Origin of the sequence: Erythrobacter tepidarius, assembly GCF_002155695.1 — a bacterium.
Lineage (GTDB): Bacteria > Pseudomonadota > Alphaproteobacteria > Sphingomonadales > Sphingomonadaceae > Erythrobacter > Erythrobacter tepidarius.
The window spans coordinates 12,033-23,730 of sequence record NZ_MUYJ01000007.1; the positions used below are offsets into that span (position 1 = coordinate 12,033).

Below are 11,698 nucleotides of genomic sequence, written 5' to 3' on the forward strand. Positions count from 1 at the left end.
AACGGGGCGACAGGACATGCGCACATTTCTGGTCATCATCGACGAGAGCGAGGAAGCGACTGCGGCCTTGCGCTATGCCGCCCGGCGGGCGGCAAGCGTCGGTGGCGCGGTGCATTTGCTCGCGCTGGTGCCGCAGCAGAACTTTTCGGCCTTCGGGGCGGTTCAGGCGACGATTGAGGCCGAAGCGCGTGACCGGGCCGAGATGCTGGCGCATGGCGTGGCGGGCAATCTGCTCGCCGAAAGCGGCATCATGCCGACCATCTCGGTCAAGGTCGGCCAGAGCCAGCGGATCGTCAGTGAGTTCCTTGCCGAGCACAGGGAAGTGGCCGCGCTGGTGCTCGCCGCGGCGCGTGGCCATACGCCCGGCCCGCTGGTAACGCACTTCTCGGCAATCGCAGGCACCCTGCCCTGTCCGCTCTACATCATCCCCGCTGATTACGACGAGATGAAGAGCGACCACCGCGCCTGAGCCCCTTTCGGCTACGACCTGCGACCCTGATGGCGGATATTGCCCGGTCGTCCGCGCTTGCCGACCATGAATTTGCCCGCCTTGACCGGCCCGCGCTGCCGCTTCTGGATGCGGGCGCCGCGCGGTTCGATCACGCCGGGTTGCTGATCGGGCAGCACGAACTTGAGCGCGCCGGTGAGCGGGTTGGCCTCGGCCAGCCTGAGCCTGAGCCGGTCACCGCTCGCATAGGTCGTGCCGCTGTCGGCGCCGACCAGGGCCTGCGCGGCCTCGTCATGGCGAAAATGCTCGCTGCCAAGGGTGGAGATCGGCACCAGCCCATCGCCGCCCAGGCCCACGATCGTGGCGAAGAAGCCAAAGGCCTGCACCCCGGTGATACGGGTGTCGAACACCTCGCCCACACGGTCTGATAGCCAAGCGGCGACATAGCGGTCGAGGGTGTCGCGCTCGGCCTCCATCGCGCGGCGCTCGGTCTGGCTGATCGCGTCGCTGACTTGCTGAAGGCTGGCGCGGTCGCGCTCGGAAAGGCCACTGGTCGCTGGTATCGTTCCGGGCGGTGCGGGCTGCTCGAGCTTGTATGCGTCAACCAGCGCGCGGTGCACCAGCAGATCGGAATAGCGCCGGATAGGCGAGGTGAAATGGGCGTAGGAGCCAAGGCTTAGCCCGAAGTGCCCCGCATTGACCGGCCCGTAATAGGCCTGGGTCTGGCTGCGCAGCACCGCTTCCATCACCAGTGCCTTTTCCCCCTCGTCGGTGACGTCCCTGAGCATTCGGTTGAACAGACCCGGCGTCACCACCTGCCCCAGCGCCAGCTTCCTGCCCATCGTGGCAAGGTAATCGCGCAGCGCGATCAACTTCTCGCGCGAGGGCGGCTCGTGGATGCGATAGACCACCGGCGCGGCCCTGGCCTCGAGCGCCTTTGCCGCCGCGACATTCGCAGCGATCATGAAGTCTTCGACCACGCGGTGCGCATCGAGCCGCTCGCGGATGGCAATCTCGGCAATCCGGCCTTTCTCGTCGAGCACCACCCGGCGCTCGGGCAGTTCGAGTTCAAGCGGATCGCGCGCATGGCGCGCCGCGGCAAGTGCGCGCCAAGCAGCCCAGAGGTTGGCGAGGAATTCGGGCGGATTGCCATCGTCCACCGCCTGCTGCGCGTCCTCATAGGCGATATTGCGCGCGATCCGGACAAGCGCGCGGGTGAAGCGGAAGCGAGTCACCTTGCCTTCAGCGTCGATGTGCAGGTGGCAGGCCATCGCCGCGCGGTCCTCGCCCTCTTTCAGCGAGCAGACATCGGCGCTGAGCACCTCGGGCAGCATCGGCACCACCCGGTCAGGGAAATAGACCGAATTACCGCGCTTGCGCGCCTCGCGGTCGAGCGCCGAGCCAGGACGGACGTAGAAGGACACATCGGCAATCGCGACAATGGCATTGAAGCCGCCCTGCCCGTCAGGCTCGGCCCAGATTGCGTCATCGTGATCGCGCGCATCGGCAGGATCGATGGCAATGATCGGCAGATGGCGCAGATCTTCGCGGGTCTTCTCGGACAGTTTGAGCTTCGCCACACGGCGGGCTTCATCGAGCACTTCCTCCGGGAAGATGTGCGGGATGCCATGCTTGGCAATGGCGATCAGGCTGAAAGAGCGCGGGGCGAGCGGATCGCCCAGCACTTCCACCACCTTCACCCCTGCGCGCTCGGAGCGCCCCACCCGCTCGGCGATGACAAGCTGCCCCGCCTCGGCCGCGCCGCGATCGGCAATCGGGGCCGAGTGGCGCACTCGCTTGTCGACGGGCGCGAGCCATGCCTTGCCGGTCTTGTCGATCTCGACGATGCCCATCAGCCCCTCGGTGCGCGCGGGGAGTTTCTTCATCGGATGGGCGATCCAACCCCGCTCGGTTTGGTCGGTGCGGGCAAGGATACGATCCCCGCGCTTGAGCGCCGCAGACCGCTTCGCCCCGCGCGCTCCGGATTCGCGCACGATCAGGCGCGGCGGCTTGCCGGGGGCTTCGGGGTTCCAGTTGTCGGGCTCGGCGAACAGCGCGCCATCATCGACATCGACGATCCTGAGGGTCGTCACCTTGGGCACCCCGCCCATGCGGTGGTAGGCGCTTTTCGAGCCGTCGATCAGTCCTTCCTCGGCCATGTCCTTGAGCAGGGCCTTGAGCTTGATCTTCTCCTGCCCTTTCAGCCCGAATGCCTTTGCAATCTCGCGCTTGCCGGCGGGAATGCTCGAGGACTGGATGAAGTCGAGCACCTGCTGGCGCGTCGGCATCCCTTGGGGAAGCTTTGGGGGTTTGGCCATAATCACGGCTCTAGCCCATATGCCGCTTGATTGCGAGCAGAGCCAAGCCATCCCGAGCGGCATCCACGGACGCCGGATTGCCGCAGCCCCGGCGCGCCGCGCAAGGACGAGGGCTATTCCTTCGCCACCGGCCCGAACGCTCCGCCGGGAACCGCGCTGGCGACCGGGGAGCAGAACATTCCCGCGCAAGCGGCCACGCCGAACATCCAGTCGTCACCGCGCAGTTGCTTCACATGGCTGAAGCTGCGCCCGCTTGCGACCGCCGCCGCGTTGTCAACCTGCGAACCGTCGATATAGACCAGCGTCAAATCCTTGCGCCAGGCCGGTTCATCCGTGGCGCGAATCACGACCGAATAGACCTGCGCCCCGGCGACCGCGTTCCATTTGATCTCGCTATCTACCCGCACCGCTGCATCCACCGTCACCTTGGGCGGCATCGGCGCGCGGGCGAGCGCATCGAGCGCGCGGACATTGAGCTTGGTCACACCTGCGAGATAGGCGAAGTCCATTGCGTCGATGGTGTCGCCATAGGCCACGCCATCCTCGGTGCGCAGGTCCTGGTGCTGGTGGTTGTAATCCTCGACCCCGACGCTGAAGCGGATCGCCGGATAGCCCTTTTGCAGGAACGGCACGTGATCGCCGCCGCGCCCCATGCGGTCGGTGCGCCAGACCTGGCGAACCTGCATTTCTTCGGGGTGCTTTTGCGCAAGATCCGCAACCCAGCGCGAAAGATTGCGCGAAGGCGTGTCGTTCTCGCCACCGAAGCGGGTCTGCGCGGCGCGCAGGCTATCGGTCAGGTCAGAACGCGGGCCTTCGGAAAAGACGCGCACCAGCTTGGGCTCGCAATAGCCGTCGCTCCCGCAGGAATTGCCGACGATGTCGTTGTTGAGCACCGCCTTCACCGTAAAGCCCTGCGCCTCGACCCAGTCTGCCAGGATGCGCGCGCCTATCAAGCCCTGTTCCTCGCCCGAAAGCAGGGCGTAGATGATGGTCGAGGGATATTGCGTGCCGCTGAGCAGGCGCGCGGCCTCAAGCACCAGCGCGGTGCCGCTGCCATCGTCATTGGCCCCCGGTGCGTCCGAGGTCGCATCCATCACGTCGCTGACGCGGCTGTCGATATGGCCCTGCACGATCACGACCTCGTTTGGACGCTCGCTGCCGCGCTGGATCGCGACCGCGTTGCGCACCAGCGTCGCGGCGGGGATGCGGCGACCATCGGGCTGGACCACCTCGCCCACCGGCAGCACCTCGAGGCAGCCGCCGCACTTGGCGCCGATGCGCCGGAACTGCTCAAGACCCCAATCGACCGCCGCGCCGATCCCGCGCTTGGGGTCGGTCTGCGAAGAAAGGGTGTGGCGGGTGCCGAAGCTGACGAGCTTGGCGACATCGTTCTTCAGTCTCTCGATGGAGACCGCGTCGGCAGGGTGAGCTTGGGCAGAGAGCGGGGCGGCCGCAAGGGCGGCGAGCAACAGGGCGCGTTTCAACATCAGCCCTGTCTGCACGCCGCTTACCGCAGACGCAAGCCTAGTAGGCGCGCGCCACCAGGATGCGCTCAACCGCGGGTTCGCCGGTGAAAATGCAGGCGCCGCGGGCAGGCGCGCCGCCGCGCGGCACGTTGCGAATGGTGAGCTTGACCGCCTTCAGCTTCTCGACGACCTTTTCGAGCGTCTCGCCCGTCGGTTTCGACCACTCGACCTCGACCCAGCCCGGATATTTTCCACCCTTTTCGAAGTGATCGACCACAGCCTGCCACTCGGTAAGGCCGCGGGTGATGTTGGCGTCGCGCCGCGCGCGGGCTTCTTCGTACAGAGCCTGCTGGATGTCCGCCAGCAAGGCCCCCGCCGAAGCGGCAAACGCCTCGCGCGGGACAAACTGCATCGCGGGCTTGCCGTTGGCGGCGTTCCACAGCCGGTCACGGCGCAACACCGCGACCTTGCCTTCGGCCATGTCTCGCGGGCCGACTTCAAGAATGACCGGGGCACCCTTCCTGACCCAATTCCACCGCTTGGCCGCCACCTTGCCGGGCGACCTGTCGAGCAGCACGCGCAGCTTCTCGCCCAGCCCGATCTGGCCGGCGAGCATCACGCGCAGCTCTTCGCAATAGGCGATCAGCGCCGCATCCTCGGGAGCGTCACGCAGCATGGGCAGAATGATGATCTGCTGCGGCGCGATCGCGGGGGGCACGCGCAGCCCGTCATCATCGCCATGCGTCATGATCACCCCGCCGATAAGGCGCGTCGAGACGCCCCAGCTGGTGGTGTGGCAAAATTGCTGGCTGCCCTCGCGGTCCTGATACCGGATGCCCGCAGCTTGGGCGAAGTTGGTGCCGAGATAGTGCGAGGTGCCGGCCTGGAGCGCCTTGCCGTCCTGCATCATCGCCTCGATCGACCAGGTCTCGACCGCGCCGGGGAAGCGTTCGTTTTCGGGCTTTTCACCGGCGATAACCGGCAGGGCGAGGTCTTCCTCGGCACAGGCGCGATACATTTCCAGCGCGCGATGCGTTTCGGCAAGCGCATCCTCGCGCGTCTCGTGCGCGGTGTGGCCTTCCTGCCAGAGGAACTCGCTGGTGCGCAGGAACATCCGCGTGCGCATTTCCCAGCGCACCACATTGGCCCACTGGTTGGTGAGCAGGGGCAGATCGCGCCACGACTGCACCCAGCGCGCCATGGCATCGCCGATAATCGTTTCGGAAGTCGGACGCACCACCAGCGGTTCCTCAAGCCTGGCGGCCGGATCGGGGATCAACCCGCCCTTGCCATCGGCGATCAGGCGGTGGTGGGTGACAACTGCCATTTCCTTGGCAAAACCCTCGACGTGCTCGGCTTCGCGGGTAAAATTGGCGAGCGGGATGAACAGCGGGAAGTAGCAGTTCTGCACGCCCGCGGCCTTGATCCGATCATCCATCAGGCGCTGGATCCGCTCCCAGATGCCGTAGCCCCATGGCTTGATCACCATGCAGCCGCGCACGCCGGATTCCTCGGCAAGTTCGGCGGCGCTGATGACTTCCTGATACCACTTGGCGAAGTCGTCTTCGCGCTTGACGGTGAGCGCGTGGCGAATCTGGGACACGGACGGCAATTCCTGAATAAGTGAGAGCGGCGCGCGCTATCGGCGCTATTTGCTGAGTTCGTCCAGCTTCTTTTGCATCGCCGCCATCTGTTCGCGCAGCTCGGCAATCTCGTCGCGGGTGTCGGCGGAGGCGGACTTGTCCCTGGCCTTGCCCATGCCGGGAAGGAACACGTCCGCCGCGGCGCGCATCATCGCCATGTTGGTTTCGTGAATCGCGGCAAAGGGCGTGGCGCTGATACCCTTTTCAAAGGCCTCGCGGATCTTGCTCTGGTTGTCGCGAAAATTCGCCATGCTGGCTTCGAGATAGGACGGTATCAGTGCCTGCATCGAATTGCCGTACATCCCGATCAACTGCCTGAGGAAGCTCACGGGAAGCATCTGGTGCCCGCCACTGGCCTCCTCGTCCATGATGATCTGCGTGAGGATCGAGTGGGTGATATCGTCGCCGGTCTTGGCATCGAGCACCTGGAACTCGACATTCTCACGCACCATCTTCGCCAGATCCTCGAGCGTGATGTAGCTTGACGAGGCGGTGTTGTAGAGCCGGCGGTTGGCGTATTTCTTGATGATAACCGCCTCATCCGCCCCGCGCGATGCGGCCTTCGACCTGCCGACCATTTTCTTGTCCCGATAATTGACCCGCGAGCAGCTTAGCACCTGCACAATGTGCAGCGCAATATCGCCCGACGAAGGGTTCAACAACCGCGCAGCCGTGCACCGATTACAGTCAGCAATTCGTACGGAGAAAGCGCGCTTTGCTGCGCCGCATCGTTGATGTCCCAAGGCACGGTCAGCCAATCGCCGGCCAGCAGATCGGGTGCGGCGGACAGATCGACCACCACCATGTCCATCGACACCTTGCCGAGAATCGGCAGCCGCCGCCCGCCGTGATGCAGGGCATTGCCCGTACCGCGCTGACGCAGGAATCCGTCGGCATAGCCGATCGACACCGTGCCGACCCGCATCGGAGCACTGGCGGTGAAGGTGGCATTGTAGCCGACGCTCTGGCCCGCCGAGAGCGTGCGGCATTGCAGGATGGCCGCCTCGACCGAGGCCACGGGCCGGATGGTCGCGGCAAGCTCGCCGCGCGGCACCCCCCCATAGAGTGCGAGACCCGGGCGGGTAAGATCGAAGGCATAGTCCGCACCGAGCGCAATCCCGGCGCTGTTGGCAAGACTCGCCCGGCGGTGCGCGATGCGTCCGGCAACTGCCCTGAATGCGGCCAGCTGCGCGGCGTTCATCGCGCTGTCATCGTCGGCGCTGGCGAGATGGCTCATCAGGATGTCGATATCGAGCGCTGCGATCTCCGGCGCGCCCGCTTCCTCCGGCGCGATCCCCAACCGGTTGATGCCGGTATCGACCATCAAGTGGCAGATCCCGCCTCCGCTCGCGGTCCAGCGCGCCGCCTGTTCGCGCGAATTAATCACCGGCACCGCCCCGGTCGCGCGGGCATAGGCGCATTCGGCATCATTGGTCGGGCCGTGCAGCACCGCGACCCGGCCGGGCGAGACATGGCGCGCAACTGCGGCAACCTCGCTCCAGTGCGCGACAAAAAAGGTCTCGCACCCCGCATCGCGCAGCGCCGGCACGCAGGTCTCGACCCCGAGGCCATAACAATCCGCCTTGACCGCTGCGCCCGCCCGCGCTGTCCCCGAAAGGGCGTCGAGCGCGCGCCAATTGTGCGCCAGTGCGGCGGTGTCGACCACCAACCGCAGCTGCGGCGGCGGCGCTTCAGTCATCGGCGAAGTCTCGCGGCGGGCCGCCGGGGATGCCCCACCATGCGACCACCAGGCCGAAAGCGACCACAGCCCACGTGTACCACAGCCCGGAATAGATATCCCCGGTGCGGGCCACGATCACACCCGCGATCAGTGGCAGGAACCCGCCGAGATAGCCGGCGCCGATGTGGTAGGGGATCGACATCGAGGAATAGCGGATCCGCGGCGGGAACAGCTCGGACAGCAGCGCCGCGACCGGGCCATAGGTCAGCGCCGAAAGCATCCCCAATCCCAGCAGCACCGCGATAATGCCGAGGATATTGGGAAGCGGCGGCTGCTGCTTGGAGAAATCAAAACCGTATCGGCCAAGCGCGGCATGGATACCCGCCTTGCGCGCGGCAGGATCGGCAAACCATGCCGGATCGACAAACACGGGATCGCCACCGACCATGAGGCTGACTGTCTCGCCTGCCTCGAGCCGGTAGGGCACGCCTGATGCGGTCAGCGTTTCCAGCATCTTGCCGCAATCGGTCTGCTCGCGCTGAAACAGCTCGGCGAAGGGATCGGTCTCGCAGGCGGGGCCGCGCACCACCACCGGCGCCTTCTCGGCCGCGGCGGCAATGCCGGGGTTGGCAAAGCTGCCCATCGCCCAGAACAGCGGGAACAGCAGCGCCAGGCTCAGCCCCGCACCGATGATGATCGGCAGCTTTCGTCCGACCCTGTCCGACCATTTGCCAACGATGATGTAGAAGCCCATCACCACCAGGCCCGAGATCAGCAGCACCAACTCGACCGTCAGATCGTCCACGTGCATCGGCCCGCGAAGGAAGCTCATCGCCGAGAAAAAGCCAGTGTACCACACCGTCGTCAGAATCCCGGTGATGCCGAACAGGGCGACGAAGATGCGCTTCTTGTTGCCGGGATAGGTGAAGCTTTCGACAAAGGGATTGCCCGAGGTCTCGCCCGCTGCCTTCATTGCCTGGAACACTGGGCTTTCCGAGAGCTTGAGCCGCATCCACAGCGAGATGGCGAGCAAAGCGATCGACAGCAGGAACGGCACCCGCCAGCCCCATGCCGCAAAAGCCTCGGCCGGGATCAGCGCGCGGCAAGCGAGCACGACGATGATCGACAGCACGAAGCCGCCCGCCACGCTCGCCTGGATGAAGCTCGTATAGAACCCGCGCTTGTCAGGCGGCGCGTGTTCAGCGACGTAGATTGCCGCGCCCCCGTATTCGCCGCCCAGCGCCAGGCCCTGAATGACCCGCAGCAGGATCACGATGATCGGCGCGGCCATGCCGATCGTGTCGACTGTGGGGATCAGGCCCACGCCCGCCGTGGCGATGCCCATCAAGGTGACGGTGACGAGGAAAGTGTATTTGCGCCCCAGCTTGTCCCCCAGAAAGCCGAACAGGATCGCCCCCAGCGGACGGAAGGCGAAGCCGACCGCGAAAGTCGACCACACCAGCAGCAGGCCCAATGTTTCGTTATCGGTGGCGTAGAAGGCATCCTTGAGGATGTACGCAAGCGTGCCGTAGATGAAAAAGTCGTACCATTCGAAAATGGTGCCCGCGCTCGACGCGCCGATCACCAGACGGATTTCCTTCTCGGACGGCTCGCGGTCCGCGAGCGTCTGCGCCTGTGCCATGTCGCTCAATCCCCAATTATCGCTGCATCGCCATCAGCGGTGTCTCTCGGACGCACCCCTAGCCCGCTGTCACGCTGCTTGAAAGCGCCTTGCGAGCCGCCTTCCACGGCAAGAGCAAGGCCGCGTGCCGGCCCGGATGATCGCGGGCTGGAACCAGCGCTTCGATCCCCCGCCAGCGCGGCAGCTCGCTCTCGCCCGCCAGCCAGCGTTCCAATGCGCCGCCCATCCAGCAGACATGAGCGGGATCGACGCCTCTGATCGACTGCGCCAGCAGCGCTGCCGAAGCCTGTCCGATCGCACAGGCGCTGACCTTCATCCCCACGCCGGACACAAGGCCCTTGTCATCCAGCGCAAGGCCGAGCGCAATCGCACTGCCGCAGGTGCGCGAGCGTTCCTCGGCGCGCAGAGGCAGATCATCGGTCAGGGGGAAGCTCGCCAGCCCGGTCGCCAGAGCGAGCAATTCGGGCGTGTAAAGCTTGGAGGAGACGCGCGGACGCACGCGCTTACTTGGCGGCCCGGGCCGCTGCGGCTTCCTGTGCCTCGGATTCGCGGCGCAACTGATCGCGGCGGATCGCGATCATCGGCACAAGCTCGCGCGAGAACGCATCAGCGGCTGAATAGGTGCGCGCCTCGGTTATCCAGTTTGGTCGACCCTTGTAGCCCCAGCGCTCGTCAAACCCGAGCGCCAACAGCGAAAAGGCAAAACCCGCGATCAGCGCGCCCTTGACCGCACCGAAGCCGAAGCCGAGCACGCGATCGACCGGGCCAAGGATCGCGCCGTCCGAGGCCCCGGAAATATTCGCTGCGATCAGCTTCATCGCCGCATAGGGGATCAGCAGCAGCAGCACGAAGGCGAACACCGGCGTCAGCCGCGAAGAGTGGAAAAAATCGCTGAGCGCCGGCGCCAGCACGGGGTGCAGGAAATGCACCGCCAGCGCGGCAAAAACCCACGAGGCAAGAGAGAGCACTTCCTGCACCAGCCCGCGCATGAAGCCGCCGATCGCGGCGACCGCAACGATGATGAGAATTATGATGTCGAGCCCGGCCATGCGCCGGTCTGTCTATGCATTGCCCATCACTTGGTCAACGAGGTTCGCAAGCGCGGCAAGGCCGCGATAGCCCGGCGTATCCAGCGTCCCGATCAGGCCTGCCGGGCCGAACGAGCGGGTAAAACCAAGCTTGGCCGCTTCGCGCAATCGCAGCGCGGCGTGGGCAACAGGGCGGATCTCCCCTGCAAGGCTGACCTCACCGAACCACGCCGCCTTGTCGGGCAAAGGCCTGTCGGCCAGCGCCGAGACCAGCGCGGCGGCCACCGCCAGATCGGCGGCCGGATCGGTCAGGCGATAGCCCCCGGCGATGTTGAGATAGACCTCGGCCGAGGAGAAATTGAGCCCGCAGCGCGATTCGAGCACCGCAAGCAGCATCGCCAACCTGCCCGAATCCCACCCCACCACCGCGCGGCGCGGGGTCGCGCCCGATTGCAGCCGCACGATCAGCGCCTGGATCTCCACCAGCACCGGGCGCGTGCCTTCCAGCGCCGGGAAAACCGAACTGCCTGCCAGGGGCTGATCGCGCCCGGAAAGGAACAGCAGCGAGGGATTGGTCACTTCCTCCAGCCCTTCAGAAGCCATCGCGAAGACGCCGATCTCGTCGACCGCCCCGAAGCGGTTCTTCAAGGCACGTAATATGCGATACTGGTGGCTGCGTTCACCCTCGAAGCTCATCACCACATCGACCATGTGTTCGAGCACGCGCGGCCCGGCGATGGAGCCATCCTTGGTGACATGGCCGACCAGCACCAGCGCGCAACCCGATTCCTTGGCGTAGCGGATCAGCTCGAGCGCGCAGCCGCGCACCTGCGCGACAGTGCCGGGTGCACCTTCGATCATGTCGGAATGCATCGTCTGGATCGAATCGATCACCAGCAGCGCTGGCGGATCGCCCTGCCCAAGCGTGGTGAGGATATCGCGCACCGAGGTTTCCGAAGCGAGCCGGATCGGGCTGTCTGCCACCCCCATGCGCGCCGCGCGCAACCGCACTTGCCCGGCCGCTTCCTCGCCGCTGACATAGACCACGTCATGGCCACCGCGGGCGATGGTCGCCGCGGTCTGGAGCAGCAGAGTCGATTTGCCAATGCCCGGATCGCCGCCCATCAGCACGGCCGACCCCGGTACCAGCCCGCCGCCCAGCGCCCGATCGAACTCGGCAAGCCCGGTGGACTTTCGCACCGGCAATTGCGTTGGGGCATTGAGCGGCTCGAACGCCAGCGCCCGCCCTCCGCGGGACAGATCGTGCTTGGCCGAAAACACCGTTGCCGGGACATCCTCGACCAGCGTATTCCACGCGCCGCAATCGCCGCATTGTCCCTGCCAACGTGGCGACACCGACCCGCAGGCCTGACAGACATAGCGGCGCTTTGACTTTGCCATGGCGCCATGCCATAACCGGAACAGAATTAGAACGCAATTGCATTGGCGCGGCCTTGCGGGTTACAGATGAC

10 protein-coding genes are annotated in these 11,698 nt (G+C 65.7%); 1 reads left to right on the plus strand and 9 read right to left on the minus strand.

Translation table 11 applies throughout. The annotated features are described in order from the left end of the window. The first annotated feature begins 16 nt into the window (after positions 1-16). On the plus strand, positions 17-469 hold the full coding sequence (locus tag BZF61_RS07995) for a universal stress protein (protein WP_086618342.1): 453 nt from the start codon (positions 17-19) through the stop codon (positions 467-469). Between the two features lie 11 nt (positions 470-480). On the opposite strand, the gene rnr is transcribed toward BZF61_RS07995, so the two are convergent. The 9 genes from rnr to radA all read right to left on the minus strand — a co-directional run bounded on the left by rnr (position 481) and on the right by radA (position 11,627). Further along, complete coding sequence (rnr, locus tag BZF61_RS08000) at positions 481-2,766, minus strand: ribonuclease R (RefSeq protein WP_245804549.1); 2,286 nt, start codon at positions 2,764-2,766, stop codon at positions 481-483. Positions 2,767-2,879: 113 nt separating this feature from the next. Then, a complete protein-coding gene (locus BZF61_RS08005) occupies positions 2,880-4,253 on the minus strand; it encodes a M20/M25/M40 family metallo-hydrolase (RefSeq protein WP_211276740.1) in 1,374 nt (457 codons plus the stop codon). Between the two features lie 37 nt (positions 4,254-4,290). Next, a complete protein-coding gene (locus BZF61_RS08010; RefSeq protein ID WP_086618345.1) occupies positions 4,291-5,835 on the minus strand; it encodes an aminoacyl--tRNA ligase-related protein in 1,545 nt (514 codons plus the stop codon). Positions 5,836-5,880: 45 nt separating this feature from the next. Further along, on the minus strand, positions 5,881-6,453 hold the full coding sequence (phaR, locus tag BZF61_RS08015) for a polyhydroxyalkanoate synthesis repressor PhaR (RefSeq protein WP_086618614.1): 573 nt from the start codon (positions 6,451-6,453) through the stop codon (positions 5,881-5,883). A 77-nt stretch (positions 6,454-6,530) separates the two neighbouring features. After that, positions 6,531-7,574 carry an alanine racemase gene (alr, locus tag BZF61_RS08020; RefSeq protein WP_086618347.1) on the minus strand — a complete coding sequence of 348 codons (1,044 nt, stop codon included), beginning with the start codon at positions 7,572-7,574 and terminating at the stop codon, positions 6,531-6,533. Continuing rightward, complete coding sequence (locus BZF61_RS08025; protein WP_086618348.1) at positions 7,567-9,198, minus strand: MFS transporter; 1,632 nt, start codon at positions 9,196-9,198, stop codon at positions 7,567-7,569. Before BZF61_RS08025 ends, alr begins: the two co-directional genes overlap by 8 nt. Positions 9,199-9,256: 58 nt before the next feature. Continuing rightward, positions 9,257-9,697 (minus strand): iron-sulfur cluster assembly scaffold protein, encoded by a 441-nt coding sequence (locus BZF61_RS08030; protein ID WP_211276741.1) that lies wholly within the window; start codon positions 9,695-9,697, stop codon positions 9,257-9,259. 4 nt (positions 9,698-9,701) lie between these two features. After that, positions 9,702-10,247, minus strand: a complete 546-nt coding sequence (locus BZF61_RS08035) for a CvpA family protein (protein WP_086618351.1) — start codon at positions 10,245-10,247, stop codon at positions 9,702-9,704. 12 nt (positions 10,248-10,259) lie between these two features. Next, complete coding sequence (gene radA / locus BZF61_RS08040; protein ID WP_086618353.1) at positions 10,260-11,627, minus strand: DNA repair protein RadA; 1,368 nt, start codon at positions 11,625-11,627, stop codon at positions 10,260-10,262. Positions 11,628-11,698 lie beyond the last annotated feature (71 nt).

Coding starts and splice junctions, on each gene's coding strand:
- BZF61_RS07995 (WP_086618342.1), top strand. CDS start 17: ATGCGCACATTTCTGGTCATCATCGACGAGAGCGAGGAAGCGACTGCG.
- rnr (WP_245804549.1), bottom strand. CDS start 2,766: ATGGCCAAACCCCCAAAGCTTCCCCAAGGGATGCCGACGCGCCAGCAG.
- BZF61_RS08005 (WP_211276740.1), bottom strand. CDS start 4,253: ATGTTGAAACGCGCCCTGTTGCTCGCCGCCCTTGCGGCCGCCCCGCTC.
- phaR (WP_086618614.1), bottom strand. CDS start 6,453: ATGGTCGGCAGGTCGAAGGCCGCATCGCGCGGGGCGGATGAGGCGGTT.
- alr (WP_086618347.1), bottom strand. CDS start 7,574: ATGACTGAAGCGCCGCCGCCGCAGCTGCGGTTGGTGGTCGACACCGCC.
- BZF61_RS08025 (WP_086618348.1), bottom strand. CDS start 9,198: ATGGCACAGGCGCAGACGCTCGCGGACCGCGAGCCGTCCGAGAAGGAA.
- BZF61_RS08035 (WP_086618351.1), bottom strand. CDS start 10,247: ATGGCCGGGCTCGACATCATAATTCTCATCATCGTTGCGGTCGCCGCG.
- radA (WP_086618353.1), bottom strand. CDS start 11,627: ATGGCAAAGTCAAAGCGCCGCTATGTCTGTCAGGCCTGCGGGTCGGTG.